Here is a 22,291-nt window from a genome sequence, read left to right as displayed (position 1 = left end):
GGAGGGTCGGTCGGCGGATGCGGGTTACTACCGCTTCGCGGGAGGCTGACCCAGCGCCGTCATGGCGAGGATGTCGCGCTGCACCTCGTTGGTGCCGCCGCCGAACGTGAGGATCAGCGAGGAGCGGTGCATCCGCTCGACGCGTCCGCGCAGCACTGCGCCCGCGGAGTCCTGGCGCAGGTAGGCCAGCGGTCCGAGGACCTCCATCAGCAGCCGGTATGCCTCGGTCGCGAACTCGGTGCCGAAGACCTTGCACGCGGAGGCGTCGCCCTTGCTCGGGGCGTGCGCGGAAGCGACCTCCCAGTTCAGCAGCTTGAGGTACTCGGTCTTGGCGTGCACCCGAGCGAGGTTGATCTGCACCCACTCCTGGTCGATGACGCGGCTTCCGTCCGCCAGCTTGGTGTTCTGAGCCCACTCGATCGTCTGGCGCAGCGCGCCCTGGATCGGGGCGGCCGAGACCAGCGCGACCCGCTCGTGGTTGAGCTGGTTGGTCATCAGCGACCAGCCGCCGTTCTCCTCGCCGACCAGAGCAGAGGACGGCACGCGCACGTCCTGGTAGTAGGTGGCGCTGGTGTCCGGACCGGCCATGGTGTGGACGGGCGTGTACGAGAAGCCCTCTGCGGTGGTCGGCACGATGAGCATGCTGATGCCCTTGTGCTTCTTGGCCGTCGGGTCGGTGCGGACGGCGAGCCACACGTAGTCCGCGTACGCGATGAGGCTGGTCCACATCTTCTGGCCGTTGATGACGTAGTCGTCGCCGTCCTTGACCGCGGTGCTGCGCAGGCTGGCGAGGTCGGTGCCTGCGCCGGGCTCGGAGTAGCCGATGGAGAAGTGCAGTTCGCCTGCCGCGATCTTGGGCAGGAAGAACTTCTTCTGCTCCTCCGAGCCGTAGTGCATGATGGTCGGCGCGACCGAGTTGATGGTGAGGAACGGCACCGGCGCGCCTGCGATCGCGGCCTCGTCGGTGAAGATCAACTGGTCGAGCGCGGAGCGCTCCTGTCCGCCGTACTCCTTGGGCCAGCCGAGGGCCAGCCATCCGTCTCGGCCCATCTCGCGCACGACGTCGCGGTAGACGGTGCCCGAGCCGTACTCGCCGGTCTGGGCGCTGAGCGCTTCGCGACGCTCGGGAGTGATGAGCTTCGCGAAATAGGCGCGCAGCTCCTCCCGCAGCTTCTGCTGCTCGGCGCTGTAGGTGATTTGCATCGGTGCCTCTCCGGTCTCTGACACAGGTTCTAGTCTGTTTTGGTGCCGTTATCTGGTTGCGATCGGCCGAGCTGGCGAGACGCGTTTTCGGCCCGTCACTATGGGTTTTTCGCATCATTGCACAGGAGTGGAACGGGTTCTAGTCTTATGCTGGATCTGCCCGCGGGTCCAGCCCATAGACGCGCGTGCCGCAGACATCGATTCGAACGAGAAGTGAGGTTCATTCATGGAGGTCAAGGTCGATAGGGATCGCTGTGAGGCGAACGGTGTCTGCGTCGGCATCGCGCCCGACATCTTCGATCTGACGGACGACGACGAACTGGTGATCACCCAGCCCGGTGACGACGCCGACTCGGTTGCCAAGATGGAGGAGTCGGTCGCCCAGTGCCCGCGCGCTGCGCTGACCCTCGAGCGCTAACTGTTCTTGCCGGGAATAAGAACACGTTCTAGAGTGAGCGCCGTCACGGATGTGACGGCGGAACCCGCTCCGGGGACCGCATCGAAATCACGAAGGCAGTGGTGAGTTTGACTAGTCGCGAGGTAAGTCTGGACGGCAAGGTCGCAATCGTGACCGGTGGTGCGTCGGGTCTCGGCAAGGCCGAGGCGATCGGCCTCGCCAGGGCGGGCGCGAACGTCGTCATCAACGATCTGGTGGCCAACGAGAACGCCGATGCGGTCCTCGACGAGATCCAGACCCTTGGCGGCAAGGCGGTGTTCGTCCCCGGCGACATCGGCGAGCGCGCCACCGCCGACGCGTTGATGGAAGCGGCCCAGCAGGCGGGCGGCGTCGACATCGTCGTCAACAATGCGGGCATCGTGCGGGACAAGATGCTGTTCAGCATGTCCGACGAGGACTGGGACCTGGTTCTCAAGGTCCATCTGCGCGGCCACTTCCTGCTGTGCCGTAACGCGGCGGTGCACTGGCGGGCCGAGTCGAAGGCGGCGGGCGTCCCGGTCTACGGCCGCCTGATCAACACGTCCTCCGAGGCCGGCCTGCTCGGCCCCGCCGGACAGCCGAACTACGGTGCGGCCAAGGCGGGTATCACCGCCCTCACCCTGTCCGCGGCGCGCGGCCTCGAGCGCTACGGCGTTCGCGCCAACGCGATCTGCCCGCGTGCACGCACGGCGATGACCGAGAACGTCTTCGGCGACGCCCCCGAGGACGGAACCGATCCGCTCTCGCCCGAGCACGTGGTGAACCTGGTGTCGTACCTCGCCTCGCCCGCGGCCGAGGCCATCAACGGACAGGTCTTCATCGTCTACGGACCGATGGTGGCGCTGATGGCCGCGCCGGTCGTCGAGCAGCGGTTCGATTCGCCGGATGCCGTGTGGACTCCGGAGGGACTCGCGGACTCGCTCGGCGGCTACTTCGACGGGCGCGATCCCGCCCGGATGTTCGCGGCGACCGAGGCTGTCAAGTCGCTCGGCTGAGCGGCGTGTTCGGCCGAACCTGAGAAACGTGCGAATTCTGCACGCAGGTAGATCGGCTGGGTGAAGATGGTCTCCGGGGTGGGCTTGACCTGCCCCGACAGCAATGAGTACGTGTTCTAGATTCCCGCAGGTCCGGGTGGGGTGGGGACGTATCCCGGACTGGTCGCGGCACGAGCCCGAGTGGCCGTACGAGCGTGGGGGGCGAGCCTTCGCACTTGTGTGGATACTCGATGTCGTGATCGGTGACCATCGGGGCTCGTCAGGCACGTGATCGATGAAAGACAAAGGGAGTCAACGTGGCCGGATGTCGCATGCGCGGAGCATGTGGTATCCGGCCACGCCGAACCGGCCGGCCCGGCCCCGCTGAACACGGGCGCCCGGCCGCCGGATCCGCCCTCCCGGTGGTACGAGTTGACCAGCACCGATGCATCCGGAGGGGAACACCTTTGACAGGTGAACACGTTCTAGTTAGTATGACCTGGATCACAGGCACCCGGGGGGATCTCGCATCTCCTCCGCGGCGCCCTGCGCGAGAACACTGACGAGGAGGCACGATGGACGACCTCCTTCTGGTGCCGCTGCGCGCCGTGGGCGGCTTCTTCGCGATGGCGGGGGAGACCTTCAAGGCGATGGGCCGGCGGCCATTCCAGCGTCGTGAATTCATAGACCAGGCCTGGTTCGTGGCCCGGGTGTCGATGGTGCCGACGGTGCTCGTCGCCGTTCCCTTCACCGTGCTGGTGGTCTTCACGATCAACATCCTGCTGCGCGAGATCGGCGCCGCCGACCTCAGCGGCGCGGGCGCCGCGCTCGGCGCGGTCACCCAGGTGGGACCGATGGTCACCGTGCTGATCGTCGCCGGTGCGGGCGCGACGGCGATCTGCGCCGACCTAGCCGCGCGAACCATCCGCGAGGAGATCGACGCGATGAAGGTGCTCGGCATCGACCCGATCCACCGACTGGTGGTGCCCCGGGTGCTCGCCTCGACGGTGGTCGCGCTGCTCCTCAACGGACTGGTGAGCACCATCGGCATCGTCGGTGGCTTCATGTTCTCGGTCTTTCTGCAGGACGCCAACCCCGGCGCCTTCGTCAACGGGATCACCCTGCTGACCGGCTTCGGTGAGCTGATGATCTCGCAGCTCAAGGCCGGGCTGTTCGGAATGATCGCGGGCCTGGTCGCCTGCTTCCTCGGGCTCAACGTAAAGGGTGGCGCAAAGAGTGTGGGTGACGCGGTGAACCAGACGGTCGTCTTCGCGTTCATGGCGCTGTTCGTGGTGAACGTTCTCGTCACCGCAGTCGGCATCAAGCTGACGGCGGGGTGACGGGATGGCATTCGCGCTGACAGGGCGTTTTCGTGGGACCAGGAAGCGGATCGGCAAGTTCTCCGCTTCGATCGACAGCATCGGTGATCAGGCCCTCTTCTACTGGCGGGCGGTCGCATGGGCGCCGCGCGCGCTCATCCACTACCGGAAAGAGACGATCCGGCTGATCGCCGAGATCAGCATGGGCACCGGCGCGCTCGCCGTGATCGGTGGCACCGTCGTGATCGTCGGATTCCTGACCCTCTTCGCGGGCGGCACCATCGCCGTGCAGGGCTTCAGCTCGCTCGGCAACATCGGCGTCGAGGCCCTGACCGGCTTCTTCGCGGCCTTCATCAACGTGCGCATCGCGGCGCCGGTGATCGCGGGCATCGGCCTGGCCGCCACCATCGGCGCCGGCTCGACGGCACAGCTGGGCGCGATGCGGGTCACCGAGGAGATCGACGCGCTCGAGGTGATGGCGATCCCGTCGATTCCGTACCTGGTGAGCACCCGCGTGATGGCGGGGATGATCGCGATCGTCCCGCTGTACGCACTGGCCGTGGTGGCCTCGTTCATCGCCAGCCGGTTCGCGACGGTCGTGCTCTACGGACAGTCGCCCGGCGTCTACGACCACTATTTCTCGACGTTCCTGATACCGACGGACATCCTCTGGTCGTTTGCCCAGGCGATCGTGATGGCGCTGGCCGTCATGCTCATCCACACCTACTACGGGTACAACGCCAGCGGCGGCCCGGTCGGCGTCGGCGTTGCGGTCGGTAACGCGGTGCGTGCCTCGCTGATCGCGGTGGTCACGGTCACGCTGCTCATCTCGCTCGCCATCTACGGTGGGTCCGGCAACTTCAACCTCTCGGGATAGCGCGCATGTCTGAACCTGAACCCAAATGGAAGAAGAAGGTCGCCGCGCTCGTGCTCGTGGGCAGCCTGGTCGGTGTCACGACCGTCGCGCTGACCATGTTCTCGGGCGGCTTCACCGACAGTGAGCCGGTGACGGTGACCGCCGACCGCGCCGGTCTGGTGATGGACCCCGACGCCAAGGTGAAGATGCGCGGCGTCCAGGTCGGTCGTGTCGCCTCCATCGGGCAGGAGGGCGACCAGGCCAAGCTCGAGCTGGCGATGGATCCGGCCTCCATGGACCTGATCCCGTCGAACGCACAGGTGGAGATCAAGTCCACCACCGTGTTCGGCGCCAAGTACGTCAACTTCGTGGTGCCGGAGCACCCGTCGTCGAGCTCGCTGTCGCCGGGCACCACCATCGAGGCCGACTCGGTGACCGTCGAGTTCAACACCCTGTTCGAGAACCTGTCGACGCTGCTGCAACAGATCGAGCCGGAGAAGCTCAACGCCACGCTCGGCGCGATCTCGGAGGCGCTCAACGGCCGCGGCGACCAGCTCGGCCAGCTGCTGGAGGAGAGCGACCAGTACCTGAAGAAGATGAACCCGTCGCTGCCGCAGTTGCAGCGCGACCTCAAGGCCGCCTCGACGGTCACCAACGTCTATGCCGACGTCACGCCGAACCTGATGCGGTTGCTGGACAACGCGACCGCGACCAGCGGCACCATCGTCGACGAACAGAAGAATCTTGACCTGCTGCTGATGAACGTGACCGGGCTGGCGAACAACGCGAACGGCGTGCTGACCGAGAACGAGGCCAACCTGACGAAGGCGCTGGCGGACCTCAAGCCGACGACCGAACTGCTGTCCAAGTACTCGCCCGCAATCGGCTGCCTCATCACCGGGCTGAACAAGCTCCGCCCCGCGGCCGAGCAGATCGAGGGTGGTCTGCAGCCAGGCTTCGCGCTGAGCACGAACTTCCAGTACGGCACCGAGCCGTACACCTACCCGAAGGACCTGCCGAAGGTGAACGCCACCGGTGGACCGAACTGCATGGGCCTGCCCGACTTCGACCCGCGGCGCGATGGCAACTCGAACTTCCTCGTCACCGACACCGGGACGGTGCCGTACGTGCCGTCCACCAAGGTGGGTACGAACATGCCTAAGGTCTTCCAGCTGCTGTACGCGGGCGTCTATCCGGAAGGGACGAAGTGATGCGGCCGACCACCGTCAAACTGCTGATCTTCACCACGGTGATGGCACTGATCTTCGCCGGCCTGGCGATCGTGTTCAGCCAGTACCGCTTCAGCAGCTCGAATTCGTTCACCGCGCAGTTCACCGACTCGTCCGGGGTCAAGCCGGGTGACAAGGTGCGCATCGCAGGCGTACCGGTCGGCTCGGTGAAGGGTGTGAGCATCGACAGCGGCAACCTCGCCGAGGTCGATTTCAACGTCGACAGCCAGTACGAGCTCTTCAAGAGCACCAGGGCCACCGTGCGCTACGAGAACCTGGTCGGTGACCGGTACCTCGAGCTGCTCGAGGGCGCAGGCTCGATGGAACAGCTCGACGACGGCGGGACCATCCCGGAGGACCAGACCTCGCCCGCGCTCGATCTGGATCTGCTGCTCGGCGGGTTCAAGCCGCTGCTGAAGGGCCTGGATGCCCAGCAGGTCAACGATCTTTCCGGCGCGCTGCTGCAGGTCTTCCAGGGCCAGGGCGGCACGCTGGTCTCGCTGCTCGGCAGCACCAGCTCGTTCACCAAGACGCTGGCCGACCGGGACGAGCTGATCGGTGAGGTGATCACCAACCTGAACACCACGCTCGGCACGATCAACGGCAAGGGCGAACAGTTCTCCACCACGATCGATCAGCTCCAGCAGCTGGTGAGCGGGCTGGCGAAGGACAGCGATCCGATCGGTAACGCGATCCCGCAGATCGCAACCGCCACCGGCGATCTCGCCGAGCTGTTGCAGGGCGCACGCCCGGACCTGCAGTCCACGATCGCCGAGACGGGTCGCGTCGCGACCCAGCTCGATCTGGGCCAGGACGACATCAACTGGGTGCTCGGTGCGCTGCCGGACGCCTACAAGAAGCTGATCCGAGTGGGTGCGTACGGCGGGTTCTTCCAGTTCTACACCTGCAGCGTGAGGTTCAAGTTCGACGGACCGGACGGCAAGAACCTGATCGTGGATCTCCCCACGACCCCGACGCAGACGACAGGGAGGTGTGCGTTCAAGTGACAAAGCCACGCGAAAGAGACCCCGTTCAGATCGGGATCATCGGCCTCGTCGTCGCCGGCTCCCTTGTGGTGGCCGGCCTGCAGTACGACCAGCTGCCGTTCATCTCCGGCGGCGGTCAGTACACCGCACACTTCGCCGACGCGGGCGGGCTGATGACCGGGGACAAGGTCACCGTCTCGGGCGTCAACGTCGGCACCGTGGACAAGATCGACCTGGACGGCCCGCAGGTGCTGGTCACATTCACCGTCCAGGACGGCATCGCGCTCGGCGACGAGACGAGCGCCGCGGTCAAGACCAACACCATCCTCGGGCGCAAGTCGCTCAAGGTGACGCCCGCGGGCGAAGGGACGCTGCACAAGTCCGAGACGATCCCGTTGGAGCGCACCAACTCCCCGTACTCGCTCAACGACGCGCTCGGCGATCTGGCGAACACCGTCTCCGATCTCGACACCGATCAGCTCAACAACTCTCTCAACGCGATGTCCGACACGCTCCAGGACACCCCGCCCGAGCTGCGGACCGCGCTGGATGGGGTCACCCGGCTCTCGGCGAGTATCAACTCGCGCGACGAGAGCCTGCGCGAGCTGCTCGCCCGCGCGGAGAGCGTGACCGGCATCCTGGCGACCAGGAGCGACCAGATCAACGCCCTGCTGGTGGACGGCAATCAGCTGCTCGGCGAGCTCGACCGCCGACGGAACGCGATCAGTGAGCTGATTGTGAACATCTCCGCGGTTTCCCGTCAGCTGTCCGGCGTGGTGCAGGACAACCAGGAACAGATGAAACCGACTCTGGAGAAACTGAATTCGGTGGTTGCGGTGCTGCAGGAGAACAAGGAGAACATCGGGAAGGCCCTCGACGGGCTCGGCCCCTACGCGACCGCGCTCGGCGAATCCGTCGGCAGCGGACCGTTCTTCATGGCGTATGTGGCGAACTTCCAAGTCGGCGCGATGACCCAGACCCTTACCGACTCGTTGGTCTGGCCTGAACACGTGCCCAAGGACCTGCAGCAGTTCCCGCCGCTGGCCGTCACGCCCGTGGACCCGAACCGGTGAGCGCCCCGATGACAGACCGCAAGAAGTGGTTGTTGCGTGGTGGCGCCGCAGCCGTGGTGATCGCCGCGCTGGTGGCAGGCACGATGTTCCTGTTCCCGGGGCTCGGGAAGAACCGGATCACCGCGTATTTCCCCACGACCACCGGCATCTACGCAGGCGACGACGTGCGGGTGCTGGGCGTGACGGTGGGCAAGATCGCCAGCATCAACCCCGAGGGAGAGAACGCGCGCGTCGAGATGGACGTCGACCCGAGCGTGGACATCCCGGCAGACGCCAAGGCGATCATCGTGGCGCCGAGTCTGGTGGCGGCCCGCTTCATCCAGCTGACGCCGGTGTACACCGGCGGCGCGACGATGGGCGACGACGCCGAGATCCCGGTGGAGCGCACCGCCGTTCCGGTCGAGTGGGACGAGATCAAGGCGGAGCTCGCCAAGCTCTCCACAGCGCTCGGGCCGGAGGGGGCCGCCGACCAGGGTTCGCTCGGCCGGTTCATCGACACCGCCGCCGACAACCTCGAGGGCAACGGCGACAGCATCAACAAGACACTGCGCGAGCTCTCGGACACGATGCACACCCTCTCGCAGGGCCGCACGGACCTGTTTTCCACCATCAAGAACCTGCAGGCCTTCGTGTCCGCGCTGTCCGCGAGCAACCAGCAGATCGTGCAGTTCAGCGGACATCTTGCGTCGGTGTCCTCGGTGCTGGCCGACAACACCGACGAGCTCGGGGTGGCGTTGAGCGACCTCAACGTGGCGATGGGCGACGTGCAGCGGTTCGTCAGTGACAACCGTGCCGGCCTCGCCGAGTCGGTGGAACGGCTCGCCGATGCCACCCAGGTGCTGGCGCAGAAGCGGCCGGAGATCGAGCGGGTGCTGCACATCGCGCCGAACGCGCTGGCGAACTTCAACAACATCTATCAGCCCGCGGCGGGCTCGCTGACCGGCGTACTCGCAGCGAGCAACGCGAACAACCCCATTAACATGATCTGCGGCATGGTCGAGGGCCTCGATACGAACGACTCCGACAAGAGCGCCGACCTGTGCGCGCAGTTCTTGGGGCCGGTGCTGAACTCGGTGAAGATGAATTACCCGGGGATCCTGACGAACCCGGCTACCGGCGTCCAGGCCATGCCCGACCAGCTGACCTTCAGCCCCCCGAGCCTGGAGAACCAGATCCCGGCGCGGGCCGCCAAGTCGACGGTCAAGCCCATTGCCGGGCCGCTCGACGGCCTGCCGACGATCAAGGTGCCCAAGGATCTCGAGTCCTTGCTCAAGCCGGGAGGTGGACGATGACACGCAGCAGTACCCACCGCCGGGTCGCGATCGGATCGATCGCGTTCGGGCTGACGCTCGCCCTCACCGGATGCGAATGGACCGGCTTGAACTCGGTGCCCATGCCCGGCACCGAGGGCACAGGGGACGGCGCGTACTCGGTGAAGATCGAGATGCCGAATGTCACCACGCTGTCGGAGAACTCGCCAGTGCGGGTGAACGACGTCACCGTCGGCACGGTCGACGACATCGAGGTGCAGAACTGGCACGCGGTGGTCACTGTCTCGCTGAACGAGGACGTCGTGCTTCCCGCAAACGCGACCGCCAAGATCGGGCAGACCAGCCTGCTCGGCTCGCAGCACCTGGAGTTGGCGCCGCCGGTCGGGATCGCCCCTGAGGGCACCCTCTCCGACGGTGACGTCATCCCGATGGCGCGTGCGGGTGCCTACCCGACCACCGAGCAGACGCTGTCCTCGCTCTCCGTCGTGCTCAACGGCGGCGGCCTGGCCCAGATCAACGACATCACAAGGGAACTCAACGCCGGCCTCGTCGGCCGCGAGGACTCGATCCGCGATCTGCTGCCGCAGCTCGACCAGTTGGTCGGCAGCCTGGACCGTCAGCGCGGCGAGATCGTCACGGCGATGGAGGGCCTGGATCGGTTGTCCACCAACGTGAACCAGCAGACGGCGACGTTGACCGCCGCCCTCGACGGCATCCCGCCCGCCCTCGAGGTCCTCGTCGGTCAGCGGCAGAACCTGACCGACGCCCTGATCGCACTCGGCAACCTCAGCACCACGGCCACGCGGGTGATCAACGAGAGCGGCGACGACCTCAAGGCGAACCTGCACGCGTTGGTGCCGGTGCTCAACACGCTGGCCAACACCGGGAACTCGCTCACGGAGGTGCTCTCGCTACTGCTGAGCTACCCGTTCGCGCTCAAGAACCTGGACCAGGTGTTCCGAGGGGACTACGCGAACCTGATGATGACGATCGACCTGACCGGCAAGCGTCTGGACACGAACTTCCTGACCGGTACCGGTCTCGGCGGCACACTCGGTGGCATCGAGGGCGCGCTCGGCAAGACCGCGGGCGTGGCCGGGCAGTCGACGAACCCGCTGCAGAGTCCCGCCCCGAAGCCCCCGGCCAAGCCGGCCGCGGCCCCGGCACCCGCGCCGTCGATCCCCGGCCTGCCACAGATCCAGCTACCGCAGATCCCCGGCCTTCCGCAGCTAGGAGCGCCCAAGCCATGATGCTGTCGAAGTTCGTCCGTGTTCAGCTGGTCATCTTCTCGATCCTCACGGTGATCGGGTTGACCGTGATGGCGACGCAGTACGTCCAACTCCCGGCGCTGTTCGGGATCGGCCGGTACGACGTCACTGTCGAGCTGCCGTCCACCGGCGGCCTGTACCCGCATGCCAACGTGGCCTACCGCGGGACCAATGTGGGCACCGTCGACGAGGTGGTGCTCACCGAGTCCGGCGTGGACGCGAAGCTGTCCATCAGTAGCAAGTACAAGATCCCCGCTGACGTGGACGCCGAGGTCAAGAGCGTGTCCGCGGTCGGCGAGCAATACGTGGACCTGATCCCGCGCGAGGATTCCGAGCCGTACCTGTCCGACGGGGACGTCATCCCCGAGGACCGGTCCTCGGTACCGCAGGAGGTCGGTGCGCTGCTCGACCAGGCCAACACCCTGGTCAAGAGCGTCTCGAACACCCAGCTGAAGCTGGTGGTGGACGAGGCCTTCAAGGCGTTCAACGGCACCGGTCCCGAGCTGCAACAGCTCATCGACTCGGCGCGACTGTTCGTCCAGGAGGCCAACGCGAACTCCGACGCGACCGTGAAGCTGATCGATCAGATCGGCCCGCTGCTGGACACCCAGGTGGTCAGTAGCGATGCGATCCGGTCCTGGACCAAGAACCTGGCGACGTTCTCCGATCAGCTGCGGGCCAGCGACCCGGACCTGCGGGCCGTGATCGAGAAGGGTCCAGGCACCGCCGAGGAGGCCAACGCGCTGTTCCAGGACCTCAAGCCGACGCTGCCGCTGCTGCTGGCCAACCTGGTGAGCGTCGGTGAGGTCGGCGTGATCTACAACAAGAGTCTCGAACAGATCCTGGTGCTGTACCCGCCGATCACGACGGGGCTGGCGACCGCAGCATTCCAGGGGCCCATGGAAGAGGGCGCGATCGTGAACTTCGCCCTCGAGGTCAACGACCCTCCGCCGTGCACCACCGGGTTCCTCCCTCCCGACCAGTGGCGATCGGGCAACGAGGTGTCCACGCCGGACACCCCGCCCGACCTGTTCTGCAAGGTGGCGCAGGATGATCCCAGCACCGTGCGCGGCGCCAGGAACACCCCCTGCATGGAGTTCCCCGGCAGGCGGGCGCCGACCCCTGAGGAGTGCCGCACCGGCTACGTCCCGTTGGGCAACAACCCGCCCAACGGGCCGATCAAGCCGCCGAATGTACCCTCGTACACGACAGTTCCCAGCTCCTATGGCGAGTCGGTGGAAGCGCCGGTGACGGCGCGGCCCTACGACCCGAAGACGGGCAAGTACACCGGTCCCGACGGCCGGCTGTACACCCAACCGGCATTGGCGTCGGGGGGCTCGTCCGGAAAGGAGTCGACGTGGCAGACGATGATGACCGGTCAGCAGAGCTGACCACCCCGAACAAGCCGGCTCCCCGCAGGCGCGCGAGCCGTAGCGCGGGGCCCCCGGCGGAAGACCGGGCCGAGGCTACGGGCGCAACGACGACGGTGACGGCGGAGGCTGCCTCCGAGCAGAGCGCACCCAAGGCCGATGCCGAGGGTGTCACGCCGAAGGCGGCCGAGCCCGAGGTGGTCGAGCCCGAGGTGGCAGCGGATGCCGAGTCGGTGGATGCGGAGCAGGCAGCGGACGCCGAGTCGGTGACGGGTGCCGAGAAGGCACCCCGTCGTCGGCCGTCCGTCCCGATGGTCGTCGCGGGTGTACTGGTGCTGGCGCTCATCGCGGCCGGGATCGTGCTGCTGCTCGATCGGAACGCGGCGAACGAGCGGGACGCCAAGCGGAATGCCTTCGTGCAGACCGCGCGGCAGACGGTGCTGAATCTGACCACGATCCGCCCGGAGACCGCCAAGGAAGATGTCGACCGCATCCTCGCGGGCGCGAGCGGCGACTTCAAGGCCGAGTTCGACGGCCGACAGGATCCCTTCGTCAGCGTGGTGAAAGAAGCCTCGGTCACCACCGAGGGCCAGATCATCGAAGCCGGACTCGAGAGCGAGGACGGCAACAACGCGAAGGTGCTGGTCGCCGCGCGGGCCAATGTGAGCACGCCGGACCAGTCCCAGTCGGGACCGCGTGACTTCCGGATGCGCGTGACGGTGACGGACGACGGCGGGACCATGACCGCGTCGAAGGTGGAGTTTGTGCCATGAGCGAGGACAAGTCGACCGAGCAGGTCAGCGAGGACAAGTCGGCCGAGGTCACCGAGGTCGAGTCGACCGAGACGGTCACCGACGCATCGACCGAGCCGGGCACCACCGAGACCGCGCCCCGCAACGTGGGGCGCACCGTGCTCGCGGCGGTCGCCGCGGCGCTGGTCATTGCCCTGGCCGCGGGTGTCGGGGTGCTGTTCTATCAGCACCTCCAGGACAACCAGACCGAACAGGCGCGCACCGACGCGGTGGCGGCGGCAGGCGAGCAGGCGGTGGCGATGCTGTCCTACAACTACAACACCGTGGACGCTCAGCTCGCCGAGGCCGCGGACGGCCTGACCGGCTCGTTCAAGGACGACTACAACACTCTGGTCGCGGAAGTGATCGCGCCCGGCGCGAAGGAGAAGAAGCTCACCGTGCAGGTCACGGTGCAGGGCGGCTCCATCGTCTCGGCCGATCCCGACGACGCCGTCGTCCTGCTGTTCCTGAACCAGATCACCACCAGCGCTGATGCCCCCGACGCGGCCACCACCGGTAGCCGGGTGCGGATGGAGATGCACAAGGAAGGCGATCGCTGGCTGACCGGACGCCTCACCCCGGTATAGCGGCGAAGCGACCGGAACGATCGCGCCGCGACTCAGGGTGCTCTCGGTCGCGACGATCCGACACGCGTGTGGATGCAACGAGGGGGATCCATGTGGGAGGAAGCGACATTCCGCGCGCGAATCGACAGTAGCGACCAGCAGCGCAGGTTTCCGGCGACCTCACCCGACGTCGAGGAGATCGACATCTATCGGCAGGCCGTCAGCGGGCTCGGGGGCGAGGGGCACGCCCTTGTGCTCGGAATGACGCCGGAGTTGCGCTGCATGGCCGGGCAGGAATTCGGTCGGCTCACGTCAGTTGATGCGTCCGCCCCTGCCATCGACATCTACCGCGACTGGGTTGGTCCTGGCGTTGACGAGACGATTGTGCTGGAGGACTGGGGGTCCTTCCTCGCCCGGCATCCGTCGACATTCTCGGCGGTGTTCGGCGATGGGATCTTCGGGAATGTCCCGAGTGGAGACGATTGCTTCAAGCTGGTCGACCTCATTCGCCGAGCACTCCGCCCCGGCGGTGTGTTCGTCACCCGAATGGCGGTTGTTCCACCGGGCTTTCGGGCGGCGGACTGGGAGTTCGAAACCCTGCTCGCGCGGTTTCGCGACAACGAGATCGACGAGGCCGAATTCAGTCTGAGTGCCAGATTGTTCGGGTTCTTCGAGAAGGCCTACGACAGTGCGAGCTCGATTCTGGACAACGCCAGGGTATTCGACGAGATCGATGCCGCAGTGTCGAGGCTCGGCATGACCGACGCGGAGCTGGGTGTCCTCCAACGATCGGCCTTTCGCGGACTGAACTATCTGCCCGATGTGCCGCGGTGGGAGGAAATACTCACGGATGCGTCCTTGGACTTCGGAGTACACCCGCCTCGAGGCAAGCTGTGGCACCAGTACTACCGGATCTACACCTGCCGAAGCGCGTGAACCTACAGTGACTTCTGGAAATAGCGGAACTTGCCACTGGGGCTGAATTCCGGGCGCTCGTCAGATCTGCTGAATGTGAAGTGGCCCAGGCCGTTTTCGGCGAACAGGTCGGGGAGTTCGCGCAGCACTGCGGTCCACAGTTCTTCCGGATCGGTGCCCTCCTGCGCCTCCATGCGGATCTGCATGTGGCTCGGCGAGACCTGCTCGAGCTGAATCAGCCGTATTCCGCCGACCCGCCTGCGCAGGGCCAGCAGGATGAACTGTGCGAGCGCCACCGGTCGGCCGTCAGCCGTTTCGAGAATGTCCCACGTTCGGCCCTGGACACGGAACGCGGGGTAGCGACTGCCGCAGGGGCACGGGTCCGGCCGCTGCAGGACGGAGTCGGCGAGTTCGTACCGGAGAATGGGTTGCGTGCGCCGGTACAGGACCGTCAGCAGCACGGCGTGGGAACGCTCACCGGGAGGCGTGGGGCGGTGCAGCGAATCGACCGGCTCGAAGATCACCGAATCCGTGTGAACGTGGTGCCAGCCCTCGGTGCAACTGTGGCTGAGCCCGGGCGCCTCGGTGCACGCATACGTATCGACGGTCACGGCGCCGAAGGCCGATTCCACCTTCGTGAACTGATCCTCTGGCAGGCCTTCCCCGAGTAGCTGGATGAACCCCGGGTCGATCTTCAGGCGCCCGGCTTCCTTCTCGTTCGCCAGCATGTAGACGGTTCCGGCGCATCCGACGAGTCCGGCGGGCCGGAACTCGTTGAGCGCGTCGACGATGTCCGGCAGCGGGTCTCCGGCATGGATGGCCCGCCGTTTCGTCTCGGTGCCGTCGGAACCGGACTTCCAGACCGAGTACATCGCGAAATGCCCACCCGTGGGGATGACGCTCGCGATCCGCCTCCTTCCGCGCAGCAGACGCACGATGACGGCCGATCGCACGAGGCGGCGGATGAGCTGACGATTCATCTCCCCGCCTGCCACCGCACTGGCCGTGTGCATTTCGTCTCGGCTCATCAAGAAGACGCCGGGACGGCCCGACGAACCGGATGTTGTCGCGACGAGGTACTTCCCGAGGAAAGCCTCTCCGACCCGAGCGGAGTCGGCGATGAACTCATCCGTCTCGGCGCGCGTGATCGCCGGGTCGGTCACCCACTCGTCGAAATGTTCCATCAGCGTTGGCTTGTCGGTGACCGGAAGGATCTCGACATCCGAGACATTCTCGGGCAAGCCGTCGTACAGCTTGCGGAAGTAGGGCGAATTCGCTCGCGCGAAGGCGACGGCCTCGGCGAGGCGGAGCCGTTGCAACTCGTCGACGGAGGGCTGTTCCGGGTTGGTCCGTCCTGGCAGCAGCTTCGTGAATACGTTGCCCACCCCCGCGGGCAATGTTCGTCCACCCATCGGCACAGCCCTGCCCCTCCAGTCCGCATTCCTACAAAATGAGTGTGGCGCTACGCCTTGAGTTCGTCGCCGAGTAGCGCGCCGCCCGCCACCGAATCCCGCGCCAGCGCGTTCAGGAACGACTTGGCCCAGCGGTCCACGTCGTGCGCGAGCACCTGCCGGCGCATCGCGCGCATCCGGCGTCGACCCGCCTCACGGTCCTGGGTGAGCGCCGCGACCATCTCGTCCTTGACGCCGTCGAGGTCGTGCGGGTTGGCCTGATATGCCTGACGCAATTCGGCTGCGGCGCCGGTGAATTCACTCAGCAACAGCGCACCGCCGAGGTCGCTGCGGCAGGCCACGTACTCCTTGGCCACGAGGTTCATGCCATCCCGCAGCGGGGTCACCAGCATGACGTCGGCGGCCACGAAGAAGGCGATCAGCTCCTCGCGGGGGATCGGCCGGTGCAGGTAGTGCACGACCGGCCTGCCGACCTGACCGAACTCGCCGTTGATCCGGCCCACCTGCTGTTCGATGTCGCCGCGCATCTGGATGTAGCTCTCGACCCGCTCACGGCTGGGGGTGGCGAGCTGGACCATGATGTTCTGGGCCGGATCCATCCGGCCCTCCTCGAGCAGCTCACGAATGGCGTTGAGGCGGACGTCGATTCCCTTGGTGTAGTCCAGCCGGTCGACGCCGAGCATGACCTTTTCCGGGTTGCCGAGCTCCTTGCGGATCTGCTTGGCACGGTCCCGGATCGACTTCTTGCGGGAGAGCTCGTCGAGCTGGCCCGAGTCGATGGAGATGGGGAACGCGCCGACCCGCACGTTGCGGAAGCCGACCTGGACGACACCGAGCTTGGACCGGACCCCGACGTTGCCCCGCGACGTCGGCTGGCCCGCCAGCCGCCTCGCCAGGTACAGGAAGTTCTGTGCGCCGCCCGGCAGGTGGAAGCCGATGAGATCGGCGCCGAGCAGGCCCTCGACGATCTCCCGCCGCCACGGCATCTGCATGAACAGCTCGACCGGCGGGAACGGGATGTGCAGGAAGAACCCGATGGTCAGGTCAGGGCGCAGCATCCGCAGCATCTTCGGCACCAGCTGGAGCTGGTAGTCCTGGATCCACACCGTCGCGCCGTGTGCGGCTGCCGCCGAGGTGGCCTCGGCGAACCGGCGGTTGACCTCGACGTACGCGTTCCACCACGAGCGGTCGTAGACCGGCTTGACGATCACGTCGTGGTACAGCGGCCACAGGGTGGCGTTGGAGAAGCCCTCGTAGTAGTCGGCGACCTCCTCTGCGCTCAGGCGCACGGGGTACAGCTCGATGCCGTCCTCGACGATCGGGCCCAGATCGGTGTCGGGCACGCCCGGCCAGCCGACCCAGGCGCCCTTCTTACCGCGCAGGATCGGCTCGAGTGCGGTGACGAGGCCACCCGGACTGCGCTTCCACCTGGTGCTGCCGTCGGGCAGGGTCTCGAGATCGACGGGCAACCGGTTGGCAACGACAACAAATTCCGAGGCGGAGCCCACAATCTTCCTTTGTTCGGATGCCGCCGCGACCGCGGCCGGCGCCGGCTGACTAGTCGATCTTGGCCGAGGGGCCGATGCCGAGCATAGACAGCAACATCCGGCATTCGTCGGCATCTGTCGCATATGCCGCGACAACTCGCTGTGCCTGGCGGGCGGTCTCGTCCGCTACCGGCTCGAGCTCCTCGTCGGCGATGTCGTTCTCGGTGGTCGTCTTCGCGGCCATGTCGCTTGTTCCTCTCGGGCGGAGTACGCCGGCTACGGCAGGTCGTACTTGTCCGCGACTCTATGAGAACCGGGCGGTCCGGCGCTACTTCCACGTCAGTTAGGGTGTACTAACTTCAGCGGCATCGGATCGCCGCACACGATCGGGAGGCTTGATGGTGCGCACATCTGCGCGCGGCGGCGGTGCCGCCAATAGGCGCGGCGGCGGTGCCGGCATTCTCCGGCGGACCGTCGCCAGGAACAGGGGACGGCTGGCGATCGGTACGGCGCTGCTGGCCGTGCACCAGATCGCCGAGACGATGGTGCCGATCGCCATCGGCATCATCGTCGGCCGCGCGATCACCACCGGTGACACCGGAGCGCTCGTCGTCTCCGTGCTGGGGCTGGCGGCGCTGTTCCTGGTGCTGACGGCGGCCTGGCGGATGGGCGCCCGATTCATCGTGTTCGCGATGCAGAACGAGGCACACCTGCTCCGGGTGGAGGTGGCAGGCCGGATCCTGCACCCCAGGGGTGTGCGGACGGACCTGCGCTCGGGGGAACTGCTCACCGTCTCGACCTCCGATGCGGATCGGGAGGCCTGGATCCTCGACGTGATCCCGCGCATCGTCGCGGCGCTCGTCGCGGCGGTGGCCTCCGCGGTGACCCTGCTGGTGATCGACGTCCCGCTCGGGCTCGCCGTCCTGATCGGCACGCCGGTGATCCTCGGTCTGATGCAGCTCGCGGCGCCGCTGATCACCCGTCGTGCCACCGCGGCGCAGGCGGCGACCGCCCGCGCGTCGGGCTCGGCCACCGACCTGGTGAGCGGGCTGCGTCCGCTGCGCGGGCTCGGCGCGGAGCGGGCCGCGGCGGCGCGCTACCGCGGTGCCAGCGCCGACGCGCTGCGTTCGACGCTGCACGCGGCCAAGGCCACCGGGGTCTTCGTCGGCACCTCGGTGACGGTCAGCGCGCTGCTGGCCGTCGGCGTCGCGGGCGTGGCCGGCTGGTTCGCGCTGCAGGGTCGGATCTCGATCGGCGAACTGATCACCGTGGTCGGGCTGTCCCAGTTCATCATCGAGCCGCTCGGCACCCTCGCGCGGATGCCGGGCTTCCTCGCCACCGCGAGGGCCTCCGCTGATCGGCTCGCGCTGGTGCTCGATGCCGACCCGATGGTCCCTGCCGGGTCGCAATCGTTGCCGCCCCTGGTGACGCTGGAGCTGGCCGATGTCGACTACCGGTCGCTGCGCGGGCTCGACCTCCGCGCGCACCCCGGCGAGCTGGTGGGGGTGCTGGCGCATCGCCCGCAGGACGCGGAGGCGCTGGCGCACCTGCTGTCCGGGCATGTCGCGCCCGACGACCACGGCGGCACCGTGACCGTCGGCGGGGTTCGGTTGGCCGACATCGAGCTGGCGCAGGCGCGCGGCGCGGTCCTCGTGGAACCGCACAACTCGGACCTGTTCGCGGGGACCGTCGGCTCCAATGTGGTGGCGGGCAGCCCGGGCGCGGACCACACCGAGGTACGCCAGGCGCTGACCGCCTCCGCGGCGATGGACGTCGTCGACGCGCACCCCGACGGACTGGACCTGCCGGTCACCGACCGCGGCGCGAGCCTGTCCGGCGGGCAGCGGCAGCGGGTGGCGCTGGCAAGGGCGCTGCTCTCGCAGGCACCCGTGCTGGTGCTCCACGATCCGACCACCGCCGTCGACGCGGTGACCGAACAGGCCATCGCGGAGGGCATCTCCCAGATGAGGCACGAGGCCCCCGAACGGGCGCACACCACCGTGCTGATCACCAGCAGCCCCGCGCTGCTGGCGGTCGCGGACCGGGTGCTGGTGCTCGACGAGGGCCGCGTGGTCCGCGAGGGCACCCACGCCGACCTCGCCACGGCCGACGAGAACTACCGAAAGGTGGTGCTGCGATGAGCGTCACCGCAGAGCACCGACCCCTGCTCCCGATCGCGACGGCGGGGGAGAGCTGGGCATGGCTGCGAGCCGAGTTCGCGCGCGTCCGGCGCCTGACGGGCCTCACCCTCGCAGTCGGGACGGTCGGCGCGGCCGTGTCCCTTGTACCGATCTACGTGTTCGGGATCCTGGTCGACCGGGTGTCGGCGCAGGCGCCGACCGAGATCATCGTCGGGGTGGTTGCGGTGATCGCCGTCGCCGCTCTGCTCGGCGGGCTGTTCGCCGGCTGGGGCTCGGTGCTGATCAGCCGGCTCGGCGAGGGCATGCTGGCACGGCTGCGGGAGCGGACGGTCGAGCGGGCGCTGACCCTGCCGATCGCGACGGTCGAGCGGGTGGGCAAGGGCGACTTGCTGTCCCGAGTCGGGGACGACATCTCGGTGATCGGCAAGGCCGTCTCCGATGTGGTGCCGAACCTGGTCTCGGCCGTGTTGCTGGTGGCGCTGAGCATGATCGCGATGCTCGGCATCGACTGGCGACTCGGGCTTGCCGGTGCCGTTGCGCTGCCGATGTACGCGCTCGCGCTGCGCTGGTACCTGCCGCGGTCGGGCCCGATGTTCGCCGCGGAGCGGGTCGCGATGGGGGAGCGGTCGCAGGCGCTGATCAGCAGCATGCAGGGCGCGCGCACAGTCCGCGCCTACGGGCTCGAGGACGCGCACCTGGCGGAGATCGACAGGGCGTCCGGTAAGGCCAGGGACATCGCGACCGGGGTGTTCACCCTGTTCACCCGGTTCGCGGGCCGCGGCAACCGGGCCGAGTTCGTCGGGCTCTCGGTGATCCTCGTGGTGGGATTCGCGCTGGTGAAGGGCGAGATGGTGACCGTAGGCGAGACCACGGCCGCCGCGCTGCTGTTCCACCGGCTGTTCAACCCGATCGGAATGCTGATGTACACCTTCGGCGAGATCCAGTCGGCAGGCGCCAGCCTGGCGCGACTGGTCGGCGTGGTGAACATCCCGGCGGAGAGCGCGGCCGCATCGGGGGCGGTGCCCGCCTCGGCGGAACTGCGCCTGGCCGGGGTCCGGCACAGCTACGACGGAACCAGGGAGGTGGTGCGCGGCATCGACCTTCGCATCCAGCCGGGGACGCGCGTGGCGCTGGTCGGTTCGACCGGTGCCGGAAAGACGACAGTCGCGGCGATCGCGTCCGGCTCGGTCATCCCCACCGCGGGCGAGGTGTCCATCGGCGGGGTCCCGCTGGCGGAGCTCGGCGAGAGCCTGCGCGAGCAGGTGGTGATCGTGAGTCAGGAGGTGCACGTCTTTGCGGGCCCGCTGATCGAGGACCTGCGCCTGGCCCGGCCGGACGCGACGGCCGAGCAGGCGCGGGCGGCGCTCGCCACCGTCGGCGCGCTCGGCTGGGCGGATGCCCTCGACGACGGGCTCGACACCGTGGTCGGCGAGGGCGGACACACCCTGACCGCGGCCCAGGCGCAGCAGTTGGCCCTTGCCCGCCTGGTGCTGGCCGATCCCGCGGTGGCGGTGCTCGACGAGGCCACCGCCGAGGCGGGCAGCGCGGGGGCGCGGGACCTCGAGGTGGCGGCGGAGGCGGCGACCAGGGGCCGCACCACGCTGGTGGTGGCCCACCGGCTCACGCAGGCGGCCACCGCCGATCGGGTGCTGGTGCTCGAGCAGGGCGAGGTCGTCGAGGAGGGCACCCACGGCGAACTGGTCGCGGCGGGCGGGCGGTACGCGCAGCTGTGGTCGGCCTGGGCCGGGCGTTAGGCGACGTCAGCGCGGGGCGGGGCGGGCCGCCCCGCGGTGGAAGCCCTTCCTGTCGTAGAGCAGGGTCACCGTTGCGCCGAGAGCCAGCCCGATCACCAGGCCGATCAGCGTCATCATCACGGCGTGGGCGAGGTCGCCGCCCGCGCCGCTCGTGAAGTAGAGCAGGGCCCTGACCCCGAGGAACACCTGGTGCATGGGCTCGAAGTTCGCCAGCCAGCCGTAGATCGGTGGGGTGGCTTCGATCGGGATGGTGCCACCCGAGGACGGCAATCCGAGGATGACGAACAGGATGAGGTTGACCAGCAGCCCGACGGTGCCGAACACCGCGAGCACCGACAGCGCGGTGATGCCGACCGCGGCGATGGCGAAGGTCCCGTACATCCACAGCGCGAGTTGGTTGGGGATCGGCATGCCGAGGGCATGGCTGATGGCCAGGTACAGGCCCGAGACGAGCGGGGCGAGCAGGACCATCACGGTCCATTTGGCCAGCAGGGTCCGGAACCGCGAGATCTCGACCGCCGGGTTGTGCACATACCGCGGACCGAATTCGGTTGGCGCGAAACCCAGCATCCCGTCGGCCAGCGAGTTCACGATCATGCCCCCGGTGAACCCGGCGAGCACCAGCAGGAGCGCGTAGTAGAACGCGGACAGGCCGTTACCGGTCCCGTCGGGCAGCGGGTTGTGCGCTGTGGTGAGCACTTTGATCGGTTCGGCCAGGCTCAGCCGCGCGGCGCCCGAGAGCGCCGGTGCGTCCGCGATCGCGGCGAGCTGGGCGTTGACCTGCTCGGTCAGCTGCGCGCCGACCTTGTCGTTGACCGCGTTGAGGGCGGGCCAGGTGATGCCCGTGACCAGCCCGACGCCGAACGTCCCGGCGCGGGGATTGGTGTAGACGGTGATGATCGGCTTCTCGACGTCCCCAGGGATGACGCCGGCCTTGGCCAGGATCAGCAGTCGCTTGGTGAAATCGCTCGGGATGACGATCGCGCCGTAGATCTCGCCGGAGTCGAGCCGGGACTGGGCCTGCGCGATCCCGATCTGCTGCAGGTCGACCTTGTCGGCTGGGACATTCGCCACCAGGCCCTCGGTGATCTGGTTGCCGAAGTTCTCCGGCTTGTCGCCCTCGGGGCTGGGCACCGTGTCGCCCTCGTCCTGGTTGACGATCGCGAGGGGGAAGTCGTGCAGGTTCTTCCGCGCGTCGAGGATCCCGCCCAGGTACAGCGCCGCGAGCAGGGACATCATC

The 22,291-nt window shown here is 67.6% G+C and carries 20 protein-coding genes; 15 read left to right on the top strand and 5 right to left on the bottom strand.

From position 1 onward, the window contains the following. Positions 1 to 27 precede the first annotated feature (27 nt). Complete coding sequence (locus tag BR31_RS0126045) at positions 28 to 1,203, bottom strand: acyl-CoA dehydrogenase family protein (RefSeq protein WP_027503506.1); 1,176 nt, start codon at positions 1,201 to 1,203, stop codon at positions 28 to 30. 226 nt (positions 1,204 to 1,429) lie between these two features. Between BR31_RS0126045 and BR31_RS0126040 the strand changes: the two genes are divergently transcribed. The 13 genes from BR31_RS0126040 to BR31_RS0125980 all read left to right on the top strand — a co-directional run bounded on the left by BR31_RS0126040 (position 1,430) and on the right by BR31_RS0125980 (position 14,278). After that, entirely contained in the window at positions 1,430 to 1,621 is a 192-nt protein-coding gene (locus tag BR31_RS0126040) for a ferredoxin (RefSeq protein WP_027503505.1), read from the top strand. A 98-nt stretch (positions 1,622 to 1,719) separates the two neighbouring features. Beyond that, positions 1,720 to 2,634, top strand: a complete 915-nt coding sequence (locus tag BR31_RS0126035) for a 3-oxoacyl-ACP reductase (protein WP_027503504.1) — start codon at positions 1,720 to 1,722, stop codon at positions 2,632 to 2,634. A gap of 554 nt (positions 2,635 to 3,188) precedes the next feature. Then, the gene (locus BR31_RS0126030) at positions 3,189 to 3,953 is read left to right on the top strand and encodes an MlaE family ABC transporter permease (protein WP_027503503.1); all 765 of its coding nucleotides are present in this window, start codon (positions 3,189 to 3,191) and stop codon (positions 3,951 to 3,953) included. Between the two features lie 4 nt (positions 3,954 to 3,957). Further along, complete coding sequence (locus BR31_RS0126025; protein ID WP_027503502.1) at positions 3,958 to 4,809, top strand: MlaE family ABC transporter permease; 852 nt, start codon at positions 3,958 to 3,960, stop codon at positions 4,807 to 4,809. Between the two features lie 5 nt (positions 4,810 to 4,814). Beyond that, positions 4,815 to 5,999, top strand: a complete 1,185-nt coding sequence (locus tag BR31_RS0126020) for an MCE family protein (RefSeq protein ID WP_027503501.1) — start codon at positions 4,815 to 4,817, stop codon at positions 5,997 to 5,999. After that, positions 5,999 to 7,024, top strand: coding sequence for an MCE family protein (locus BR31_RS0126015; RefSeq protein ID WP_027503500.1), 1,026 nt, complete (start codon positions 5,999 to 6,001; stop codon positions 7,022 to 7,024). Before BR31_RS0126020 ends, BR31_RS0126015 begins: the two co-directional genes overlap by 1 nt. After that, the gene (locus tag BR31_RS0126010) at positions 7,021 to 8,076 is read left to right on the top strand and encodes an MCE family protein (protein WP_037178418.1); all 1,056 of its coding nucleotides are present in this window, start codon (positions 7,021 to 7,023) and stop codon (positions 8,074 to 8,076) included. The genes BR31_RS0126015 and BR31_RS0126010 overlap by 4 nt, the downstream gene beginning before the upstream one ends. Before the next feature lie 8 nt (positions 8,077 to 8,084). Continuing rightward, entirely contained in the window at positions 8,085 to 9,368 is a 1,284-nt protein-coding gene (locus tag BR31_RS0126005; RefSeq protein ID WP_037178416.1) for an MCE family protein, read from the top strand. Continuing rightward, positions 9,365 to 10,597: an MCE family protein gene (locus tag BR31_RS0126000; RefSeq protein WP_027503497.1), complete on the top strand. Its 1,233-nt coding sequence runs from the start codon at positions 9,365 to 9,367 to the stop codon at positions 10,595 to 10,597. The genes BR31_RS0126005 and BR31_RS0126000 overlap by 4 nt, the downstream gene beginning before the upstream one ends. Beyond that, a complete protein-coding gene (locus tag BR31_RS0125995) occupies positions 10,594 to 12,006 on the top strand; it encodes an MCE family protein (protein WP_027503496.1) in 1,413 nt (470 codons plus the stop codon). The genes BR31_RS0126000 and BR31_RS0125995 overlap by 4 nt, the downstream gene beginning before the upstream one ends. After that, entirely contained in the window at positions 11,973 to 12,758 is a 786-nt protein-coding gene (locus BR31_RS32040) for a hypothetical protein (RefSeq protein WP_027503495.1), read from the top strand. The genes BR31_RS0125995 and BR31_RS32040 overlap by 34 nt, the downstream gene beginning before the upstream one ends. Then, a complete protein-coding gene (locus BR31_RS0125985) occupies positions 12,755 to 13,363 on the top strand; it encodes a h domain protein (protein WP_156042636.1) in 609 nt (202 codons plus the stop codon). The genes BR31_RS32040 and BR31_RS0125985 overlap by 4 nt, the downstream gene beginning before the upstream one ends. A 90-nt stretch (positions 13,364 to 13,453) precedes the next feature. Beyond that, positions 13,454 to 14,278, top strand: a complete 825-nt coding sequence (locus BR31_RS0125980; protein ID WP_027503493.1) for a class I SAM-dependent methyltransferase — start codon at positions 13,454 to 13,456, stop codon at positions 14,276 to 14,278. A gap of 2 nt (positions 14,279 to 14,280) precedes the next feature. Here the strand turns inward: BR31_RS0125980 and BR31_RS0125975 are convergent, their stop codons facing one another. Genes BR31_RS0125975 through BR31_RS32035 form a run of 3 tightly spaced genes read right to left on the bottom strand, consistent with a single transcriptional unit; the run spans position 14,281 to position 17,400 of the window. Then, entirely contained in the window at positions 14,281 to 15,669 is a 1,389-nt protein-coding gene (locus tag BR31_RS0125975; RefSeq protein WP_156042635.1) for a phenylacetate--CoA ligase family protein, read from the bottom strand. A gap of 50 nt (positions 15,670 to 15,719) precedes the next feature. Next, positions 15,720 to 17,177 carry an alpha,alpha-trehalose-phosphate synthase (UDP-forming) gene (locus BR31_RS30270; RefSeq protein WP_037178413.1) on the bottom strand — a complete coding sequence of 486 codons (1,458 nt, stop codon included), beginning with the start codon at positions 17,175 to 17,177 and terminating at the stop codon, positions 15,720 to 15,722. Between the two features lie 49 nt (positions 17,178 to 17,226). Beyond that, complete coding sequence (locus BR31_RS32035; protein ID WP_169310548.1) at positions 17,227 to 17,400, bottom strand: hypothetical protein; 174 nt, start codon at positions 17,398 to 17,400, stop codon at positions 17,227 to 17,229. Positions 17,401 to 17,554: 154 nt separating this feature from the next. Here BR31_RS32035 and BR31_RS0125960 point away from each other — a divergent pair, with 154 nt between their 5' ends. Together BR31_RS0125960 and BR31_RS0125955 are read left to right on the top strand one after the other, a co-directional pair. Further along, entirely contained in the window at positions 17,555 to 19,297 is a 1,743-nt protein-coding gene (locus BR31_RS0125960) for an ABC transporter ATP-binding protein (RefSeq protein ID WP_051637751.1), read from the top strand. After that, entirely contained in the window at positions 19,294 to 21,051 is a 1,758-nt protein-coding gene (locus tag BR31_RS0125955; RefSeq protein ID WP_027503490.1) for an ABC transporter ATP-binding protein, read from the top strand. The genes BR31_RS0125960 and BR31_RS0125955 overlap by 4 nt, the downstream gene beginning before the upstream one ends. A 6-nt stretch (positions 21,052 to 21,057) precedes the next feature. Here BR31_RS0125955 and BR31_RS0125950 read toward each other — a convergent pair whose 3' ends face one another. Then, a complete protein-coding gene (locus BR31_RS0125950; protein ID WP_231496707.1) occupies positions 21,058 to 22,290 on the bottom strand; it encodes a YhgE/Pip domain-containing protein in 1,233 nt (410 codons plus the stop codon). Position 22,291 lies beyond the last annotated feature (1 nt).

It is taken from the genome of Rhodococcus sp. UNC363MFTsu5.1, from assembly GCF_000686785.1.
In the GTDB taxonomy this organism is placed as follows: Bacteria; Actinomycetota; Actinomycetes; order Mycobacteriales; family Mycobacteriaceae; genus Rhodococcus_G; species Rhodococcus_G maanshanensis.
This window is presented reverse-complemented; position numbering and strand designations above follow the sequence as displayed.

Coding starts and splice junctions, on each gene's coding strand:
- BR31_RS0126000 (WP_027503497.1), top strand. CDS start 9,365: ATGACACGCAGCAGTACCCACCGCCGGGTCGCGATCGGATCGATCGCG.
- BR31_RS0126030 (WP_027503503.1), top strand. CDS start 3,189: ATGGACGACCTCCTTCTGGTGCCGCTGCGCGCCGTGGGCGGCTTCTTC.
- BR31_RS0126040 (WP_027503505.1), top strand. CDS start 1,430: ATGGAGGTCAAGGTCGATAGGGATCGCTGTGAGGCGAACGGTGTCTGC.
- BR31_RS0125955 (WP_027503490.1), top strand. CDS start 19,294: ATGAGCGTCACCGCAGAGCACCGACCCCTGCTCCCGATCGCGACGGCG.
- BR31_RS0126025 (WP_027503502.1), top strand. CDS start 3,958: ATGGCATTCGCGCTGACAGGGCGTTTTCGTGGGACCAGGAAGCGGATC.
- BR31_RS0125950 (WP_231496707.1), bottom strand. CDS start 22,290: ATGATGTCCCTGCTCGCGGCGCTGTACCTGGGCGGGATCCTCGACGCG.
- BR31_RS0125960 (WP_051637751.1), top strand. CDS start 17,555: ATGGTGCGCACATCTGCGCGCGGCGGCGGTGCCGCCAATAGGCGCGGC.
- BR31_RS0125975 (WP_156042635.1), bottom strand. CDS start 15,669: ATGGGTGGACGAACATTGCCCGCGGGGGTGGGCAACGTATTCACGAAG.
- BR31_RS0125980 (WP_027503493.1), top strand. CDS start 13,454: ATGTGGGAGGAAGCGACATTCCGCGCGCGAATCGACAGTAGCGACCAG.
- BR31_RS0126015 (WP_027503500.1), top strand. CDS start 5,999: ATGCGGCCGACCACCGTCAAACTGCTGATCTTCACCACGGTGATGGCA.
- BR31_RS0126045 (WP_027503506.1), bottom strand. CDS start 1,203: ATGCAAATCACCTACAGCGCCGAGCAGCAGAAGCTGCGGGAGGAGCTG.
- BR31_RS0126005 (WP_037178416.1), top strand. CDS start 8,085: ATGACAGACCGCAAGAAGTGGTTGTTGCGTGGTGGCGCCGCAGCCGTG.
- BR31_RS32035 (WP_169310548.1), bottom strand. CDS start 17,400: ATGGCCGCGAAGACGACCACCGAGAACGACATCGCCGACGAGGAGCTC.
- BR31_RS0125995 (WP_027503496.1), top strand. CDS start 10,594: ATGATGCTGTCGAAGTTCGTCCGTGTTCAGCTGGTCATCTTCTCGATC.
- BR31_RS0125985 (WP_156042636.1), top strand. CDS start 12,755: ATGAGCGAGGACAAGTCGACCGAGCAGGTCAGCGAGGACAAGTCGGCC.
- BR31_RS0126020 (WP_027503501.1), top strand. CDS start 4,815: ATGTCTGAACCTGAACCCAAATGGAAGAAGAAGGTCGCCGCGCTCGTG.